At 37.0% G+C, this 19,249-nt stretch carries 16 protein-coding genes; 4 read left to right on the forward strand and 12 right to left on the reverse strand.

All coding sequences use genetic code 11. The features are described from left to right. The first annotated feature begins 196 nt into the window (after nt 1-196). The 4 genes from ACGH47_RS01950 (at nt 197) to ACGH47_RS01965 (ending at nt 3,905) form a co-directional block, all read left to right on the forward strand. Nucleotides 197-1,051, forward strand: coding sequence for a tagatose bisphosphate family class II aldolase (locus ACGH47_RS01950; RefSeq protein WP_411622536.1), 855 nt, complete (start codon nt 197-199; stop codon nt 1,049-1,051). Nucleotides 1,052-1,063: 12 nt separating this feature from the next. Further along, nucleotides 1,064-1,984: a 1-phosphofructokinase family hexose kinase gene (locus ACGH47_RS01955; RefSeq protein ID WP_411622537.1), complete on the forward strand. Its 921-nt coding sequence runs from the start codon at nt 1,064-1,066 to the stop codon at nt 1,982-1,984. 10 nt (nt 1,985-1,994) lie between these two features. After that, entirely contained in the window at nt 1,995-3,407 is a 1,413-nt protein-coding gene (locus tag ACGH47_RS01960) for a PTS fructose transporter subunit IIC (protein ID WP_411622539.1), read from the forward strand. 63 nt (nt 3,408-3,470) lie between these two features. Further along, nucleotides 3,471-3,905: a PTS sugar transporter subunit IIA gene (locus tag ACGH47_RS01965; RefSeq protein ID WP_411622541.1), complete on the forward strand. Its 435-nt coding sequence runs from the start codon at nt 3,471-3,473 to the stop codon at nt 3,903-3,905. Nucleotides 3,906-4,078: 173 nt separating this feature from the next. Here the strand turns inward: ACGH47_RS01965 and ribD are convergent, their stop codons facing one another. The 12 genes from ribD to dnaG form a co-directional block, all read right to left on the reverse strand. Then, nucleotides 4,079-5,194, reverse strand: a complete 1,116-nt coding sequence (gene ribD, locus ACGH47_RS01970; RefSeq protein ID WP_411622543.1) for a bifunctional diaminohydroxyphosphoribosylaminopyrimidine deaminase/5-amino-6-(5-phosphoribosylamino)uracil reductase RibD — start codon at nt 5,192-5,194, stop codon at nt 4,079-4,081. 8 nt (nt 5,195-5,202) lie between these two features. Further along, on the reverse strand, nt 5,203-5,655 hold the full coding sequence (nrdR, locus tag ACGH47_RS01975) for a transcriptional regulator NrdR (protein WP_065558910.1): 453 nt from the start codon (nt 5,653-5,655) through the stop codon (nt 5,203-5,205). A 158-nt stretch (nt 5,656-5,813) separates the two neighbouring features. Beyond that, nucleotides 5,814-7,103 carry a threonine synthase gene (gene thrC, locus ACGH47_RS01980; protein ID WP_411622544.1) on the reverse strand — a complete coding sequence of 430 codons (1,290 nt, stop codon included), beginning with the start codon at nt 7,101-7,103 and terminating at the stop codon, nt 5,814-5,816. A gap of 121 nt (nt 7,104-7,224) precedes the next feature. Then, a complete protein-coding gene (gene thrB, locus ACGH47_RS01985) occupies nt 7,225-8,163 on the reverse strand; it encodes a homoserine kinase (RefSeq protein ID WP_411605001.1) in 939 nt (312 codons plus the stop codon). Further along, nucleotides 8,164-10,620, reverse strand: a complete 2,457-nt coding sequence (gene thrA / locus ACGH47_RS01990; protein WP_411622546.1) for a bifunctional aspartate kinase/homoserine dehydrogenase I — start codon at nt 10,618-10,620, stop codon at nt 8,164-8,166. A 360-nt stretch (nt 10,621-10,980) separates the two neighbouring features. Next, nucleotides 10,981-11,310, reverse strand: a complete 330-nt coding sequence (locus ACGH47_RS01995; protein WP_065558914.1) for a hypothetical protein — start codon at nt 11,308-11,310, stop codon at nt 10,981-10,983. 124 nt (nt 11,311-11,434) lie between these two features. Next, a complete protein-coding gene (locus tag ACGH47_RS02000) occupies nt 11,435-12,184 on the reverse strand; it encodes an SDR family oxidoreductase (RefSeq protein WP_267380884.1) in 750 nt (249 codons plus the stop codon). Nucleotides 12,185-12,348: 164 nt separating this feature from the next. Further along, the gene (uspA, locus tag ACGH47_RS02005) at nt 12,349-12,825 is read right to left on the reverse strand and encodes a universal stress protein UspA (RefSeq protein ID WP_065558916.1); all 477 of its coding nucleotides are present in this window, start codon (nt 12,823-12,825) and stop codon (nt 12,349-12,351) included. Between the two features lie 66 nt (nt 12,826-12,891). Beyond that, nucleotides 12,892-14,406, reverse strand: a complete 1,515-nt coding sequence (gene pitA / locus ACGH47_RS02010) for an inorganic phosphate transporter PitA (RefSeq protein ID WP_267380885.1) — start codon at nt 14,404-14,406, stop codon at nt 12,892-12,894. A gap of 68 nt (nt 14,407-14,474) precedes the next feature. Beyond that, a complete protein-coding gene (locus ACGH47_RS02015) occupies nt 14,475-15,446 on the reverse strand; it encodes a bile acid:sodium symporter family protein (RefSeq protein WP_411622547.1) in 972 nt (323 codons plus the stop codon). A 65-nt stretch (nt 15,447-15,511) separates the two neighbouring features. Beyond that, complete coding sequence (gene rpoD, locus ACGH47_RS02020; protein WP_411622549.1) at nt 15,512-17,353, reverse strand: RNA polymerase sigma factor RpoD; 1,842 nt, start codon at nt 17,351-17,353, stop codon at nt 15,512-15,514. 84 nt (nt 17,354-17,437) lie between these two features. Next, nucleotides 17,438-19,219 (reverse strand): DNA primase, encoded by a 1,782-nt coding sequence (dnaG, locus tag ACGH47_RS02025; RefSeq protein WP_267361398.1) that lies wholly within the window; start codon nt 19,217-19,219, stop codon nt 17,438-17,440. Nucleotides 19,220-19,249: the final 30 nt, after the last annotated feature.

Raw genomic sequence — 19,249 nt, forward strand, 5'->3', positions numbered from 1 at the left:
ACAGGGTTACATGTTAACCATTTAAATTTATCTTTATCAATTTAAATTACTTTTACTGTTGAATAAATGTTCAGTTTTGTGATCCAACTCACGGTAATGACACTGGCATAACTTTCGTTTTGCAATCATAATTTAATAAAAATACTTTCATTTTAAAATTTAGTTCTGGTTGCAAATCAATTTAAGGGGTTGTCATATGTCGATCATTTCAAGTCATAATATGTTAAAAAAAGCACAGCATGAACATTATGCCGTTCCAGCTTTTAACATACATAATTTAGAAACCATGCAAGTTATTGTTGAAACGGTTGCCGAATTACAGTCCCCTGTAATATTAGCCGGTACGCCTGGTACATACTGTTATGCCGGTACAGAAAATATTATTGCCATTGCCGAAGCGCTATCTAAAAAACACAAAGTACCGTTAGCCATCCATCTCGATCATCATGAAGAATATCATGATATCGTTGAAAAAATTAATTCAGGGATACGCTCAGTCATGATTGATGGTTCGCATTTCTCTTTTGAAGAAAATATTGCGTTAGTAAAACGCGTTGTTGATTATGCTCACCGCTATGATGTGAGTGTTGAAGCTGAATTAGGTAGGCTTGGTGGCGTTGAAGATGATCTTGTGGTGGATGCTAAAGATGCTTTATATACCAATCCTAAACAAGCAGTTGAATTTATTGAACGAACAGGAATTGATTCACTTGCCATTGCAATTGGGACTGCTCACGGTCTGTATAAATCAGAACCTAAATTAGATTTTGATCGACTTTCTGAAATTCGTTCTATGGTTGATATCCCACTGGTATTACATGGCGCTTCAGGTGTTCCAGACAAAGATGTTCGTGAATGCATTCAACGTGGTATTTGCAAAGTCAATGTTGCAACGGAACTCAAAATCGCCTTTTCTGATGCGCTAAAACACTATTTTATCGAAAATCCAAATGCCAATGATCCTCGACATTACATGAAACCAGCAAAAGCAGCAATGAAAGAAGTGGTTAAAAAAATCATTACAACATGTGGATGTGCCGGTAAACTCTAAGAGGTCAATCCTATGATCTATACTTTAACACTTAATACGGCAATTGATATGAATATCCGTTGCCAAGGTCTTAATCCCAATTCAGTGAATCGTACTTTACATACAGAATATAGTCCCAATGGTAAAGCCGTTAACGTTTCAATTGTTTTGAAAAAGTTTAATAGACCAACATGTGCATTGGGCTTTTTTGGTGGATTTTCAGGAAAATATATTATTGATGAACTCACCAAAATGCAGATTGAAATCAAACCTTGTTTTATCGATGATATCACTCGCATTAACGTTTTTATTAATGATGGACAAAATGAATATAAGTTAGTGGGGAAAGGGCCTTTTGTGCCAGATAAAAAGAAAGCTGAAATGCTAAACATCATTGATTCTCTCGATCACAATAGCTATTTAGTCATCAGTGGTAGCCTACCTAAAAACATCGAGCCTGAATATTATCAATCTGTTTTAGATATATGCCAAACCAAAAATATTCAAGTTATTTTAGATATTAGTCATCCTAAACTCGCTCAATTACTTACTTATAAACCGCTATTAATCAAACCAAATAATGATGAACTGAAAGACATTTTTGGATTAGAAACCCAATCAACGGAACAAGTCATTGCATCGTTATCAACGGTACATTCACTTGGTGCTCAAAATATTTTATTAACTATGGGGGAAAAAGGTCTTTACTTTTCAGATGGTCAGCATGTTTGGTTTTGTAATGCCGTACCAATCAATTTGATCAGTTCTGCTTGTGCAGGCGATGCGTCAGTTGCTGCATTTCTTAGTGAATGGCTACCAACACAAGAACACGTTGAAAAAGCAATGAAAAAAGCCTCTGCAACAGGGGCTAATGTTGCAGAATCAGATGGATTAGGTCTACTCGATAAAATCAGTACCTATATGGAGAAACTTGTAGTTACCCAAATTAAATAAAGGGGGCGTTATGAAGAAGATACTTGCTGTAACAGGCTGCCCAACCGGTATCGCACATACCTATATGGCAGAAGAAGCGCTAAAATCAGCTGCGCAAAAAGCAGGAATTGAAATTAAAGTAGAAACCAATGGTGCAAGTGGTGTTGATAATGCAATTACCGAAACTGATATGGCAAATGCCATTGGGGTGATTATTGCGGCAGATAAAGATGTTAATCCTGATCGCTTTAATGGTTTACCAGTTATTGAAGTTCCCGTTAAAGAGGGTATACACAAAGCTGTAGCATTAATAGAGCAGATTACTTCAGGGACAGTTCCTATTCGTAAAGGCGTACAGAATAGTGTTAATAATGCGAGTTTAAACCAAGTGGAAGTCAAAGAATCGATTGGACGCCAGCTCTATAAACACTTAATGAGTGGTGTGTCAAACATGCTGCCTTTCGTTGTCGCTGGTGGTGTACTCATAGCTTTATCATTTTTATGGGGTATTTATTCCGCAGATCCTAATAATGAACAATATAATGAATTTGCAGCAATGCTTAAACAAATCGGTGGAAAAGCATTTGACATTATGGTGCCTATTTTCACCGCTTTTATAGCCAATTCCATTGCAGGTAAGCAAGGGATGGTTGCTGGTTTTGTAGGTGGATTAATGGCTACGGCTACTGGAGCAGGTTTTTTAGGCGGTATTCTCGCTGGATTTGCTGCTGGTTATCTGATGCTGTATCTCAAAAAATGGTTAGATCATCTACCTCGCTCTTTCGAAGGACTGAAATCAATTTTTATTATGCCATTAATCGGTGTATTTGTTATTGGTGCAGGGATGTATTATCTCGGTAAACCCATCGCCATAGCGAATAACACAATGGCTGTATGGCTTGGTTCATTACAACATACTAATCCAATTTTACTCGGTATTGTCATTGGCGCTATGTGTTCCTTTGATTTTGGTGGCCCTATTAATAAAGCAGCTTATGTAACAGGTACTATGTTATTGGGTGAAGGAAATTACTATTTTATGGCTGGGGTTTCAGCTGCTTGCATTGCACCGCCTTTTGTTATCGCCTTTTCGACGACCATTTTCCGTCAAAAAGCCTTTACAGAAGAAGAACGTGCTGCGGGTATTGTCAATTATGTTCTCGGTTCCACACATATTACCGAAGGCGCAATTCCATTTGCGGCAAAAGATCCTTTGCGCGTCATTCCAATCATGATGTTATCGTCTACCATTGCATCCGTATTGACATTTCTATGCCAGATTCAAGTGCCTGCTCCACATGGCGGCTTTTTAGTACTGCCACTGGTAAATAAACCATTTTTATGGGTAGCTTGCATTTTTATTGGTGCGCTGGTTGGCGCTGTGTTACTGGGTTTACTGCGTATGCATGAGAAAAGAAAATCAAAATCGATAACAATGCGTTAATTAATTAACAATTAGTTAGACATTAAACAATTATTCAGGATAAATTTTAAACAGGAACACCATATGAATAATTTAACCTTATCAATCAATGATATCTCGATTTTAAATGGTAACTATTCCAAACAAGAAGCCATTAAGTTAGTCGCTGAAAGTATGATAGCATCCAATTTAGTCACCAATGACTATACTCAAGCAATGTATGATAGAGATGCGCAAATATCGACTTTTTTAGGTAATGGTATTGCCATTCCTCATGGTACTACCGATAAACGTGATAGCGTATTAAAAACAGGTTTGAAGATTATCTATTTTCCGAAAGGCATTCACTGGGATGAAGATGATAATATTCCTTATGTTGTCGTAGGCATTGCAGCAAAAGCTAATGAGCATCTAAATATACTGCGTCAACTTACTCGAGCGGTGATTGCTGAAAATACCTTAGCACGCATACATGCCGTTCAAACTCCCGAAGAGTTATTGGCTATTTTACAAGGGTAATTAATATTTATCCTCCTATGAGTGTGAATCACCTTAGCTCATAGGAGATAATCACAATCTAGTGGAATTGTGATAACTATTGAGTGCCATAAATTTGCATTTATCAGACTTGCAAATAGTCACTATAACTTGCATCTTTGTAAACATATTTAAATGAATATTGGAAATGAAGACTATTTTCGTTTAAGAATAACTCTCAAATCTTCGTCAATCATTTCAACTGACTCAAAGTGAAATTGTGGTGCGAATGCAAGTTTTTGCAGATTGGGCAATATACACATATTTAACGCATTATGTCCCAATAATTTAGGGGCATAATAGATAACAAGTTCATCCACTAAATCTTGTTCAATTAATGCACCTGCCAGATGAGCGCCAGCTTCAACCCAAACCGTATTCATCTGTTTTTCAGCCAATAGCGAAAATAATTTAGATAAATCTATTTGCTTGCAATGCGTTGGTTCAATAATTATTTTGATATTTGGCTTTTCTATGGGAGTATCGTTTTTTCGTATCACCCATGTTTCACCAGATTGATTAAAAATATTTTCAGTTCCTGTTAACTCATCTTGACTGTCGATAATGACTCGAATTGGTTGTCTAACATCTTCTAATGAATATATTTTTTGTACGTCATCCGGCAATTCATTATATCTAACCGTTAAACTTGCATTATCTGCTTGTACCGTCGCCCGAGTACTTAAAATACAACTGGCTTGAGCACGAAACTGTTGTACATCTTCTCTTGCCTTGTTTGAAGTTATCCACTTGCTTTCACCCGATGCCATGGCGATTTTTCCGTCTAACGAAGCCGCCAGTTTAAGTTGGACAAAAGGCAAGCCTGTGCGCATGCGTTTTAAAAAACCTTTATTAATCGCTTCTGCTTGGTCAGCTAAAACCCCTTGGGTTACCTCAATACCAGCATCTTGTAAACGTTTAATGCCCTTACCTGAAACATTAGGGTTGGGATCTTGCATGGCGATAACGACACGTTTAACCCCTGATTGAATTAATGCATCGGCACAAGGTGGCGTTCGACCAAAATGACTACAAGGCTCTAAAGTAACATAAGCGGTTGCACCTTTTGCTTGTTGTCCCGCCATTTGTAGGGCATAAACTTCTGCATGTGGTTGACCCGCTTTTTGATGATAACCAGTACCAATAACTTGATTATCTTTAACGATGACACACCCGACATTAGGATTAGGCGTTGTCGTGAAACGACCCAGTTTTGCAAGCTCAATCGCTTGATGCATGTAAACGTGATCTTGCTCAGAAATTGTTGTCATATTATTGATTATTTTTGTTGTAATTTAGCAATTTCATTACTAAATTGTTCAATATCATCAAAACTAAAATAGACAGAAGCAAAACGAATATAAGCAATTTTATCTAAATTTTTAAGCTCCTCTATGACATAGTCACCGATTAATTTTGCAGGAACTTCTCGCTCACCCGTTGCTCTCAGTTTAGACTTAATACGTGTGATGGCATCTTCAATAGCATCAAAACTAACAGGACGCTTTTCAAGTGCACGCTTAATGCCATTACGGAGCTTTTCTTCGTTAAATGGTTCACGAACTTTATTGCTTTTGATGACATTAGGCATGATTAATTCAGCAACTTCAAATGTGGTGAAACGTTCATTACATTCCACACATTGACGACGGCGACGGACTTGGTAGCCTTCTCCAACCAAACGAGAATCAATGACTTTAGTATCTTCAGCATTACAAAACGGACAGTACATAAAACATCTCTATAATGACATAATATACATTACAATATCTGAAAATGTTAATTTAAACAAGGTTTACCTTAATAAAGTCAATTTGTTTTTGAAAATTAGCCTGAACACTTAAATATCCAGCCAAACAGACCGTCGCCAATTCAGCGACGGAAAGCGAATTACCAATCTAACTGAATCAAAAAATCACGTAATTTGACAAAATCATCAGGCATATTATGCGAAAGTAACGGCATATCTGCACGTTCAGCTAATGCTTTAGGTAATGGAATGGTTCGCCCCAAAATATCTTCAACCACTTCTTTGAATTTTGCAGGGTGTGCAGTACCTAAAAATAATCCATATTCACCGGTTTGCAGTTGGTCACGAAGCGCACGATAAGCAATAGCGCCATGCGGTTCAGATAAATAACCTTTTTTATCCAGTTCACGAACGGCTTGTTTAGAAACTTCATCGGAAATAGCGGCATGTCCAAGTGTTTTTAAAACCCAACCTTCACGGTGATAAATTTCTTCTATACGTGGCCAGTTATTAGGTTGGCTCACATCCATTGCATTAGATAGCGTGGCAATAGTAGGATGAGGTTCCCATTTGCCCGTCTCTAAATAACGAGGAACGGTATCATTAGCATTAGTCGCGGCTATAAAGCGTTTGATCGGTAACCCCATCGTCTTGGCTAATAATCCGGCAGTTAAGTCACCAAAATTACCACTTGGCACCGAAATGACCAACTGTTCTCGTTGCTTTGGCGTGAGCTGGGCATAGGCTTCAAAATAGTAACAAATTTGGGCGAGTAACCGGCTAATATTAATTGAATTTGCTGAATTTAAACCAATTGCTGTCTTTAACTCTTCATCATCAAAGGCTTTTTTAACCAAAGCTTGGCAGGCATCAAAATCACTTTGAATAGCAATAGTATGAATATTATCGCCCAATGTACAAAAGAGTTTTTCTTGTAGAGGGCTGATTTTTCCTTGTGGATATAAAATTACCACCCGAATATTAGGTAGATGATAGAAAGCATGGGCAACGGCAGCACCAGTATCACCCGACGTTGCCGTTAAAATAGTGATTTTATCATCGGCAGCCACTTGAACTAATGCTTGCGCCATAAAGCGCCCACCAAAATCTTTAAAGGCAAGTGTTGGGCCGTGATATAACTCTAAAGTACCAATATCATTTTCAACTACTTTGACTGGCGCAGGAAATTGAAAGGCATTATTAACTAAACGTTGCATATCTTGATGACTGATTTCATCGCCAATAAATGCGGATAAGATTTTGGCACTTCGCGTTACAAAATCGAGTTTTAATAATGATTCAATTTCGTTTGCAGAAAATTTTGGCAATATTTCTGGAAAAAAAAGCCCTTGGTTTCGTCCTAATCCTTGCTTAACGGCCTGAGCAAAGCTAACTTGCTGAGCGTGATCTTTTAAATTATACAATTTCATGATATTTTCCGATAATCTTTATGCTTTAATTGGTTACACTTTTTGACAACCTTTTTAGCGGTTAGTCAGTCATAAATTAGAATAGGTTTAAGTTTAACTCACGTTTCAAAAATGGATAAACTTAAATTACTCTTGCCCCTTGTTGATCAATTTTACAAATATGCGTAAACCCATCACTATTTTGTAAATAGCGACTTTTAAGAAGTAGTTCGATTTGCTGCGCAGTCTCTAATTTATCCGCAATAACAAACATGGTTGGTCCAGAACCTGAAATGCCTGAAGCTAATGCACCAAGTTGTTTTACACGTTGCTGTGTTTCATCAAAGTTTGGTAACAACTGTTTGCGATAAGGTTCAGCAATATTATCGATCAGCATGGCAGCGGCTAATTTAGATTGCTGGGTATAACAGGCATGCACAAAGCCGCCTACATAACGACCATGAGCGACACAATCTGATTTTTGATATTGTGCAGGTAAAATAGCCCGTGCTTCAGCCGTAGAGACTTTGATACCTGGATAAGCCATAACCCAATACCAATCTTCAAAATGAGGAATAGATTCACTGATTATGCCCATTTCATCTAGAATCAGTTGCATGCCACCTAAATAGCAAGGCGCAACGTTATCATAATGCACACTACCCGAAATTCGTCCTTCCAGTTCACCCATCATTTTAAGCATTTCAATTTGATTAAAAGGTTGACCAAAATACTCATTTAAGGCGACAAACGCCCCCACGACTGAACACGCACTTGAACCTAAACCAGAACCAATAGGCATATTTTTTTCAAGTGTGATACTAACCGGTAACGTTTTACCCATTGCTTTACAAAAACGCTGCCAACATTGATAAACAATGTTGTATTTAGGGTCTCGTGGCAATTTTTTAACAAACTGCCCTTTACTAACCAGTTTAAATTCAGTTGATGATTCAACAGTGATACAATCACCCAGCATCGTTCCACTTATTGGGCTAATTGCTGCACCTAAAATATCAAATCCCACACTGATATTCGCCATTGATGCAGGAGCATATACTGTTATGGATTGATGTGTCATTTAACCTCCGATTTTTCCTGATGTTGTACGCAAAATATCGGCAAACACACCCGCTGCAGTGACATCATTACCTGCACCATAACCTCGCAAGACTAATGGGATTGGCTGATAGTAGCGAGTATAAAATGCTAATGCATTTTCACCATTTTTAACTTTATAAAGTGGGTCTTCACTATCGACGGCTTCAATTTTAACACTACATTGTCCGCCCTCAATGCTGCCTACATAACGCAATACTTTCCCTTCTTGTATCGCTTTTTCAGATTTTGCTTTAAATTCAGCATCCAATTGCGGTAATTTTGTCATAAACTTTTCGATACTTCCTTGCGCATATTCTTTAGGTAAGACCGATTCCACTTTGATCTGATCTAACTCAAGTTGTAATCCTGCTTCACGGGCTAAGATTAATAGTTTTCGAGCAACATCTGTCCCTGATAAATCATCTCTTGGATCAGGTTCAGTAAAGCCTTTCTCTTTTGCTAGCTTTGTCGCCTCTGATAACGACATGCCTTCATCGAGTTTACCGAAAATAAAAGAAAGCGAACCCGACAAAATACCCGAAAATTTAATGAGTTCATCACCGGCATTGAGTAAATTTTGTAGATTTTCAATAACGGGTAATCCAGCACCCACATTGGTATCATATTGGAACTTACGTTTACTTTTTTCGGCTTCTTGTCGTAAACGTAAATAATAAGCCATTGAACTGGTATTCGCTTTCTTATTAGGGGTAACCACATGGAAACCATTGGCTAAAAAGTCTGCATATTTATCAGCCACTTCACTACTAGAAGTACAATCAACCAAAATTGGATTGAGAAGACGATTATTTTTAGCAAATTCAATTATGCTTTCTAAGGTATAAGGAATGTCAGATTGTTTAATCTGTTCTCGCCAATTTTTTAGATCAATGCCATCACGATTTAATAAACTGTGTTTAGAATTAAACAGACCGCAGACCCGCAGATCAATCTGTTTATTTTTAAGCCATTTTTGTTGGCGTCCTATCTGATCAACCAGTGCTCCCCCTACACCACCAACACCAACGACAAAGACATCTAACATTTTGTCGGTGCCAAATAGCATTTGATGAGTAACACGCACCCCCATTACGGCGACATCATTATCCACAACGACCGAAATTGAGCGTTCAGATGAACCTTGAGCAATAGCCACAATATTAATATTGGCTCGCGCCAAAGCAGTAAAGAAATTAGCTGATAGACCTCGTAGCGTGCGCATACCATCACCAACCACCGAGATAATAGCAAGCTTATCAATTACTTCAATCGGTTCCAGTAATCCATCTTTTAATTCTAAATAAAATTCATCATTTAATGCTTCTTTAGCTCGATATAATTCTGTTTGAGGAATACAAAAGCTAATACTATATTCAGATGAAGATTGTGTAATGAGTACTACCGAAATACCGGCATAAGACATGGCAGCAAAGACCCGTGCCGACATGCCGACCATTCCTTTCAAACCAGGGCCAGATACATTAATCATAGCCATGTTATTGAGATTAGTTATGCCTTTTACTGGTGTTGTTGAGTCAACGACATTGGCACCGATCAATGTTCCCGGCGCATCAGGATTATTGGTATTTTTGATAAGACAAGGTATTTGAAACTGAGCAATAGGTAAAATAGTTCTTGGATGAAGCACTTTGGCACCAAAATAAGATAGCTCCATGGCTTCTTGATAAGACATAGTCTTGAGTAATTTAGCATCCGGTACAATACGAGGATCACAAGTATAAACGCCATCGACATCCGTCCAAATCTCGCAACAACTAGCTTGCAAACAAGCCGCTAATACGGAAGCGGAATAGTCAGAGCCATTACGCCCAAGCACAACGAGTTCCCCTTTATCATTTCCGGCGGTAAAACCAGGCATCAATATTATATGGTCTTCAGGGATATGCATATCACTAATTCGATGTGTGGATTGAGCAATATCAACTGTTGATTCCAAGTAGTCACCTTCTGCAATTAACATTGCCACTGGATCAATAACCGTGACTAAATGCCCTTTTGCTTTAAGCAGTGCTTGCATAATGGCAATAGAGAGTTTTTCACCTCGACAAATGATAGAAGCATTGATGCTATCGGGGCATTGTCCTAATAAACGAATACCTTCAAGTAGCTGTTTGACATGATTTAACTCATTTAATGCAAAATGTTTCATGGCTTCGTAAGCAAAATTTGGTTGTGCTTTTGAAAGACCTTCTAACAAATCCGCAAAGATTTTTTCCGCTTCATAAAGGTTATTTCTAATATCTTGCCCATCAACCGTTTTCTCAACCATCGCTACTAAATGGTTAGTGATTTTTGCCGGCGCCGATAATACTGTCGCTGTTTGCTCTTGTTTAGCATTATTCTCAATAATTTCTGCTACTCGCAAAAAACGTTCTGCATTAGCGACAGATGTTCCTCCAAATTTTAATACTTTCATATCACACCCACCCTTACTATCCTAAGTTATGTCATTGACCATCCAAAATACCATTGAGCCAAAACGTCTGATAAAAACTCATTGCAGTTAAATAAGATTTTTTTCTTATCTTGCCTGAAGTCGTTTCATTTTATAAGAAATTTTGAACCTCATATCTTCAATACAAAATAAAAACCCGCCTTTTTTGGCGGGTTTTCTTATATTTTTTAGAAAAATATCAACCCGCCCTAGATCGCATAATGGTGCCTAAGGTGATAATAATGCCTGTGATTGTCATTATTATGTTCATGATATTCCCTACTCTGTTTTTATTGCTATACAAAATAAAACAGCCCGACATTTTCATGTCGGGCTGCTATATCAAAATACTTTTTTGCTATTTTCGTATTCATTAACCACTTTGTTCAATGCTTGATATATGCTTTGTGCATCTTGTTTTTTCAATGCTTCATCAAGGATATTTAAATACGATAACATCAATTTTTGATTATCTTCGGCAAACTGGGGTGATACTTCCTGATCTTCATACAACATGACATAAGTTCGCGCAAACCCAAAAATCAAAAAATACACGGCAGCATTTTTTGGATCGTCTTGAATTAATGAGCGCATAGCTTTACGCAGTTTGACATAACTATCTGTGCCCGGCAAACTTGTCGCAAATGTTTTTGTTACTTCAGAGAAAGTCATTGCCATAAACCTTAATCAAAATTATAGGATAAAAGAATAGCAATCCATTAGCTTAAGTGCAAGTCTATTTTGTTTACTAAACTTAATTTTTTACTATTCTAAAAACAATTAATTTATTTTGTTTTTACTCTTTAAATACTGATAATCCTGCTTGAGCTTGAGCCACAGGCATAATTTCAATCGAAGTCACATTAAAATGTGGTGGTGTATTGACTAACCATGAAATGGTATTGGCAATATCGTCAGGTGTAATATAATCCACACCTTTATAAACAGCAGCGGCTTGTTCATTATTACCATGAAATCGCACATTAGAAAATTCAGTTCCGCCACATAATCCCGGTTCAATATTGGTCACTCTAATTTTTTTACCCAGTAGATCTGTTCGTAAATTGGCACTAAATTGTTTTACAAAAGCTTTAGATGCACCGTACACATTACCACCTTTATAGGCATAACTCCCCGCAACCGATCCAAGATTAATGATATAACCAAAATTACGTTCAACCATTCCCGGTAAGATTTGATGAGTTAAATGCACTAACCCAATAATATTTGTTTCAATCATGGTTTCCCAATCGTCATAATTAGCTTGATAGGCAGGTTCCATCCCTAACGCCAAGCCAGCATTATTAATGAGGATATCAATGGGTTGAAATTCTTTAGGAAGTTGTAACAATAGGGATTCTACCGCATCATTTTTGGTCACATCTAAAACCAATGGTAAAAAATTGCACCCCAGTTCGCTGGCAAGACTTTTTAATTTATCTTCTCGCCTAGCAGTTCCGATAACTTTGTAACCATCAGCAATCAACTTACGACACGTTGCTTGACCAAAACCTGAAGATGCCCCTGTCACTAATGCAATATTCATCGTAAATCTCCTTATTGATTAATTTATACCTTTGAGTATAGCCCTGAAAACGTCAACATGCCTTATCAAAAAATGGCAAAGTAGTCATGTTACACTCATCTAACTTAAGAAATAAGAATCGGTAGTATTTTATAGTAACGTATAAAGAATAAAAAACCCGCTATTTAAGCGGGTTGATCATTAACTTTTCCTTTGGCGGTTTGTTCAGCGGGTTCTTCATCTTTTAATGGAACAATCAAAGTATCAATATGCGTATTATTGATAAGTTGACGAGCGGAAGACATTAATTTACTCCAGAAATCTTGATGATGACCACATACAACAAGATCGACGTTGAATTCATGAATAGCTTCAATCAATACCTGACCAAACTCCCCATTACCTGATAATGTATGAGCAATAGGATAACCAGCATCATCGGCTAATTTATTTAAAGCAATATGGGCATCTTCGGTAATTTTATCCTTCATATCATTCATATTAATATCAACTAAACCTGTGTAAAGATCAGAATAATTAATACCAACATGAATCAATGAGACTTGAGCATTATAAGGTCTTGCCATCGATACCGCTTTTTCAACAAGCACTTCACTTTCAGGTGATAAATCCACTGCGACTAATATATGTTTATAAGCCATTGTTCTTTACTCCTTTCTTTTTTGGCGCTCAGATTAAAAGTAAAATTAATATCTTCTTTTTTACTACTAAATTAATTTTTGAGCAAGCCAAAAAAGTGATCCAGATAGCAAAATTGAAATTGGCAATGTTAAAACCCAAGTTAATGCAATATTTTTTATCGTTTTGCTTTGTACCCCACCACCATCAACAATCATGGTACCGGCAACCGATGAAGAAAGAACCTGTGTTGTTGATACAGGCATTCCTGTATAACTGGCGATACCAATTGATAATGCGGTTGTAATTTGCGCTGACACACCTTGTGCATAAGTCATCCCTTTTTTACCAATCTTTTCTCCAATGGTGATTGCAACACGTCGCCAACCAATCATAGTGCCTAATGCCAGTGCTGAGGCAACAGCAATAATAATCCAAACAGGTGCATACTCAACGGTTTTGAGTAAATCATTATTTAAAGATTTTAAATATTGTTTATCTTCGGTGGAAACATTAGGTTGTTTTGCAACATGCGATACGGTATCGGATAAACAAAGTAAAATACGTCTTGCTTGTGAACGTTGATCGACCGTTAATGCTTCATAATCATTAAGTTTATTAAATAATGAATTAGCAATACCGATCGTCATAAATGAACGAGAGTAGTCGCAGTGATATTGATTAATATCGGTTGTTGGAATTGTTGAATCGATAGCTGGTTGATGACCAATTACGCTGGTTAAATCTTTTTGATGTGAAACAAAATACTCTTCAATATTGTGAATTGCATTACGCGTATTAGTGATGTCATAAGTAGATGCACTCATATTCACAATAAAGCCTGCTGGTGCAATTCCCATTAAAACTAACATTAACAAACCAATCCCTTTTTGCCCATCATTCGCACCATGTGAAAAGCTAACACCTGCTGCTGATATAATTAACATGATACGGATCCAAAAAGGAGGTTTCTTTTTACCATAGAGCTTTTCACGCTGTTCTGGCGTCATAAAAATACGTTCTCTTTTTTTACTGCTTTTTTTACTTTGACCTTTACGAGTCCAATATTTACGCAATAAAAATATCATTAAACCCGCAATGATTAACCCAACCAGAGGGGAAACAATTAATGACAGGAAAATTTGAATCATTTTAGGAATATTAAGCGCTTCAATAATTGAAGTATCCATGATAAATGCGTTAGCAAGCGCAACCCCAATAATTGAACCAATTAAGGTGTGCGAACTTGATGCAGGAATACCGACATACCATGTCCCTAAATTCCAAATAATGGCAGCAAATAAAATTGAAAAAACCATTGCCAGTCCATGCGCTGAACTAACATTGAGTAATAAATCGGTTGGTAAAAGGTGAACGATTGCGTAAGCAACACTTAACCCACCCAAAAGTACACCAAAAAAATTAAACACGCCAGCCATAAAAACAGCGAGTTGTTCTTTCAATGCTCTTGTATAAATAACAGTTGCCACAGCATTAGCTGTGTCATGAAATCCATTAATTGCTTCGTAAAAAAGAACAAAAAGCAATGCAAAGACTAATAATATAATTGTTGAAAATTCTAAATCAGCAAATAGATGAAACATAATATATCTTTCTGTAGTTAATGGCGGCTCTATTATCCTTGAGAATAAGGCAATGAGCAAAATAATTTTTATATTTTTCGCTTCGCATAACGAGCGGCTAAAAAGGCACAAATCATCAATTGAATTTGGTGAAAAATCATTAAAGGTAAAATCATTATTCCCATAATCGAGATAGGAAAAATAACACTTGCCATAGGAATACCACTAGCAAGACTCTTTTTTGACCCACAAAATACAATGGTGATTTCATCTTCTTTATTAAAGCCCAATAATCTTGCGCTATAAGTAGTGAACAATAATACAAGAATTAATAATAAAATAGAAAAAAAGATAACAGTCAATAGCGATAACACGCCAACTTGAGACCAAATTCCATTTACGACAGCGTCACTAAATGCCACATAAACCACTAAAAGAATAGATAAACGATCCGTTTTAGAAATGATATTTTTATATTTGTCTACCCATTTGCCAATATACCGTCTGGATAAATGACCAATAATAAAGGGTAACATTAATTTGAGCATAATTGAGCTAATGGCATCCATGATATTCATGGATGCAACAGCCTGTGTATGCATCAATAAACCAACTAATACAGGCGTGATAAAGACACCTAATAAAGTGGATGCTGAAGCACTACAAATGGCCGCAGCGACATTACCTTTTGCAATTGATGTGAAAGCTATAGCGGATTGAACGGTGGCAGGTAGAACGCAAAGGTAGACAAATCCTAAATAAAGATTTTCAGAGAGGAACGTTGGCACCAATAATTGCATCATGACGCCCAAAATCGGAAAAACCACAAAAGTGGTGATAAAAATCAGCAAATGTAATCGCCAATTTTTAATGCCAACAACGATTGCTTGAAAAGAAAGCTTTGCACCATGCATAAAAAACAGTAAACCAATGGCGAAGGTGGTCAAATGTTCGAATGCAGTTTTGATTTCACCTTTACAAGGAAACAAGCTTGCAGTCAGCACAACGCAAATCAGAATTAATAAAAATGGATCTATCTTAAAACGTTGTAATATATTCATAATTAACAGTTTACACGTTAAAAAAATCGCCACAATTGTGGCGATATAGTTACAAATAAAAAAGACTATTCTAAAAAGCTACGTAACACGTCTGAACGGCTAGGATGACGCAATTTACGCAGTGCTTTGGCTTCAATTTGACGAATACGTTCACGTGTTACATCAAACTGTTTACCAACTTCTTCAAGCGTATGATCGGTATTCATATCAATACCAAACCGCATACGTAATACTTTTGCTTCACGTGGGGTTAATCCAGAAAGAATATCACGTGTTGCGCTACGTAAACTTTCAGATGTTGCCGCATCTAATGGTTGCTCAAGAGCCGTATCCTCGATAAAGTCCCCTAAATGTGAATCTTCATCATCACCGACTGGGGTTTCCATTGAGATTGGTTCTTTGGCAATCTTAAGTACTTTACGTATTTTGTCTTCAGGCATTTGCATGCGCTCTGACAACTCTTCTGGCGTAGGTTCACGACCGATTTCTTGTAACATTTGACGTGAAATACGATTCAATTTATTAATCGTTTCAATCATATGTACTGGAATACGGATAGTTCTTGCCTGATCCGCAATCGAACGAGTAATCGCTTGTCTGATCCACCAAGTTGCATAGGTTGAAAATTTATAACCACGACGATATTCAAACTTATCAACTGCTTTCATCAAACCAATATTACCTTCTTGGATAAGATCTAAGAACTGTAAACCACGGTTTGTATATTTTTTAGCAATAGAAATCACTAAACGTAAGTTTGCTTCAACCATTTCTTTCTTGGCACGACGAGCTTTTGCCTCACCAATAGACATACGACGATTAATATCTTTAATCTGTTCGATAGAAAGATTAGTTTCCGTTTCAATTTTTTGAAGCGATTCAATTTGTGCAGCAACTTGCTCTTCAAACTCTTTTAAATTAGCGGCAAAAGCCCCTTTTGAGCTTGATGCTTTAGTAAACCAGTTCATGTTATTTTCATTACCCGTAAAATAGGTCATAAACTGTTTTTTCGGCATTTTACTTTGTTCGACACAAATCTTCATAATGACACGTTCATGTGCTCTTACACGATCCATCATGCTTCGCATATTGTTGACTAGAATGTCGAACTGTTTACCAACCAAACGAAATTGCTTAAATATTTCAGATAAATTTTCGATCTCTTTTTGTGCTTTTTTGTGAGCTCGTCCGTATTTTTTGATCGCTTCTGATGTTTTATCGTGTTGCTCTTTTAATTCAGCAAATTTAGCACGTGCAACTTCAGGATCGATAGAGACATCATCGTCTGCTGAAGAATCGCTATCTTCATCTTCGCTTTCATCATCACTGTCATCAAGTTCGATGTCAGCTTCACTTTCTTCCAAATCTTCAGGAAGTGCATCACCTGATCCTTCAGCATTAGGATCAACAAAACCAGTGATTAGGTCGGATAATCGTACCTCACCACTTTCGGTTAAATTATATTGTTCTAAAAGATATGTAATTGCTTCTGGATATTCTGATACCGACGTTTGAACTTGGTTAATCCCATCTTCAATACGTTTGGCTATATCAATTTCGCCTTCACGAGTTAGTAGTTCAACTGCCCCCATTTCACGCATATACATACGGACGGGATCGGTTGTTCTACCAATTTCTGACTCAACATTTGATAATACCAATGCCGTTGCTGCTTCAACGGCTTCTTCATCAGGGACATTGTCTGAAAGTAATAAGTCATCAGAATCTGGGGCTTCTTCAAGCACTTGAATCCCCATGTCATTAATCATTTGGATTATATCTTCAATCTGATCTGAATCAATAATCTCTTCAGGCAAGTGATCGTTGACATCAGCATAGGTTAAATATCCTAACTCCTTACCTCGAATGATTAGGAGTTTAAGCTGTGATTGAGAATTTTGCTCCATAAAGGTATCCACATTAAAGTTGTTCGGTCATGTATATTATATATGTAAAACGCGGTAAAATTTGGTTCTACATATACCCAATATTTAGTCTTTTTTCGATAAAACAAGTATAAGTGTCGCTAATTCTTTTTTCTCTGCGGTACTTAAGCCGGAGACTCTCTCTTTTGCGATCAGTTCATCTTGCCGTTGGGCGAGTATATTATCATATAACTCTTTTAACGTATGCGAAAAAATTGACTCTATTTGATTGTCTTGATAATGGTGCTCCCATATTGCTAACCGATTTAGTTGCTTATAAAACGGTTTATCAATATATTCAGTTAAGATCTGTGCAGTAGTTATATTTGGGTAATGTTGGCATAATTCAAGTAGTTCAATAAAAATTTCAATACCCGCCATTTTCACTTGACTGATAGCTTTAATATCGGTGACTAGCTTAGCAAGATAAGGGTACTGAATTAATAAGCCGATTAAAATACGCATAGTAGTAAGTTTTACCTGAGACACAGGCGTATTAACCACCGTGTTTGTATCGTTTTTAGTGCGACTTGCACGCAATAATTGCTCAAGCTGAGACACATCAAGTAAACCCAAATATTTACCTAATTGTTGCAACAAGTTTAAACGGAATGCTTTTGCTTTTACTTGATCAATTAAAGGTAAAGCGAGTGAACTTAATTTAGATTTTCCTTCAGGCGTTTTTAAATCAACTTGTTTCAAAAGTTCATCAAATAAAAACTTAGATAAATTTGGTGCCGTTTGTAAATAGGACTCAAATCCATCTTTACCTATTTTTCGAACCAAACTATCCGGATCTTCATCTTGTGGTAAAAAAGCAAAAGTTATCTCTTTACCGTCAATTAAGCAAGGTAATAAAACATTGAGTGCTCGCCAAGCTGCACTACGCCCGGCATTATCGCCGTCGTAACAAAATAGGACTGAATCTGTTGCTCTAAATAACAGCTTGATATGCTCTTCAGATGTCGCTGTACCAAGTGCCGCAACAGCATAATCTATCCCAAATTGGGCAAGCGAGACAACATCCATATATCCTTCAACCACCATCAGTTGTTTAGGATTACGATTCACTTCTTGTGCTTCATAAAGACCATACAACTGAAACCCCTTATGAAAAATAGGCGTTTCGGGTGAATTGATATATTTCGCATTATCATTGATAATCGTTCGCCCACCAAAGGCAATCACATTACCTTGTCTGTCACGAATCGGGAACATAATTCGACCACGAAAGCGGTCATATTGGTTACCATTATCATTCGTGACTAACATACCAGCTTGATTATAAAGCTCGGCTTCTGCTTTGCTTTTAACCACGTTTTGTAAGGTTAATCGCCACTCATTTGGCGCAAAACCAATTTTATACCGATTGATAATTTCGGCATTCAATCCGCGTTGTTCAAGGTATTGATTGGCATCTGTTGATGTTGGTTGGGCTAATTGTTGCTGATAAAAATGGGTAATTTTAGCCATTAACGTATATAAATCTCGGCGAATATTTCGAGATTCAATATGTTTGGATTGGTCGATTTGCTTGTTTTCACTATCGACATAAGGGACACGAATCCCTTGCATATTGGCTAGCTCTTCAATAGCTTCTGGAAATGATAAACGTTCATATTGCATCAAGAAAGTGACGACAGAACCCGTCGCGCCACAGCCAAAGCAATAATAGATCTGTTTTTTTTCGTTAAGCGAAAAAGAAGCCGTTTTTTCATCATGAAAAGGACAACAACCAAAATAGTTATTTCCCTGTTTTTTCATTTTAACACGTTTACTGATCACATCTAGAATGCTAGATCGAGCTATCAGTTCTAAAATAAAATCGCGAGGAATTTGACCTTTCATAATGAACGTTCAACCAATATTGGCATTTTA

This window comes from Gilliamella sp. CG16 (assembly GCF_046635785.1).
Lineage (GTDB): Bacteria > Pseudomonadota > Gammaproteobacteria > Enterobacterales > Orbaceae > Gilliamella > Gilliamella apicola_I.

Bases quoted from the DNA above. Each gene is read 5' to 3' on its own strand.
- ACGH47_RS01950 (WP_411622536.1), top strand. From the start codon at position 197: ATGTCGATCATTTCAAGTCATAATATGTTAAAAAAAGCACAGCATGAA.
- ACGH47_RS01955 (WP_411622537.1), top strand. From the start codon at position 1,064: ATGATCTATACTTTAACACTTAATACGGCAATTGATATGAATATCCGT.
- ACGH47_RS01960 (WP_411622539.1), top strand. From the start codon at position 1,995: ATGAAGAAGATACTTGCTGTAACAGGCTGCCCAACCGGTATCGCACAT.
- ACGH47_RS01965 (WP_411622541.1), top strand. From the start codon at position 3,471: ATGAATAATTTAACCTTATCAATCAATGATATCTCGATTTTAAATGGT.
- ribD (WP_411622543.1), bottom strand. From the start codon at position 5,194: ATGACAACAATTTCTGAGCAAGATCACGTTTACATGCATCAAGCGATT.
- nrdR (WP_065558910.1), bottom strand. From the start codon at position 5,655: ATGTACTGTCCGTTTTGTAATGCTGAAGATACTAAAGTCATTGATTCT.
- thrC (WP_411622544.1), bottom strand. From the start codon at position 7,103: ATGAAATTGTATAATTTAAAAGATCACGCTCAGCAAGTTAGCTTTGCT.
- thrB (WP_411605001.1), bottom strand. From the start codon at position 8,163: ATGACACATCAATCCATAACAGTATATGCTCCTGCATCAATGGCGAAT.
- thrA (WP_411622546.1), bottom strand. From the start codon at position 10,620: ATGAAAGTATTAAAATTTGGAGGAACATCTGTCGCTAATGCAGAACGT.
- ACGH47_RS01995 (WP_065558914.1), bottom strand. From the start codon at position 11,310: ATGACTTTCTCTGAAGTAACAAAAACATTTGCGACAAGTTTGCCGGGC.
- ACGH47_RS02000 (WP_267380884.1), bottom strand. From the start codon at position 12,184: ATGAATATTGCATTAGTGACAGGGGCATCTTCAGGTTTTGGTCAAGCA.
- uspA (WP_065558916.1), bottom strand. From the start codon at position 12,825: ATGGCTTATAAACATATATTAGTCGCAGTGGATTTATCACCTGAAAGT.
- pitA (WP_267380885.1), bottom strand. From the start codon at position 14,406: ATGTTTCATCTATTTGCTGATTTAGAATTTTCAACAATTATATTATTA.
- ACGH47_RS02015 (WP_411622547.1), bottom strand. From the start codon at position 15,446: ATGAATATATTACAACGTTTTAAGATAGATCCATTTTTATTAATTCTG.
- rpoD (WP_411622549.1), bottom strand. From the start codon at position 17,353: ATGGAGCAAAATTCTCAATCACAGCTTAAACTCCTAATCATTCGAGGT.
- dnaG (WP_267361398.1), bottom strand. From the start codon at position 19,219: ATGAAAGGTCAAATTCCTCGCGATTTTATTTTAGAACTGATAGCTCGA.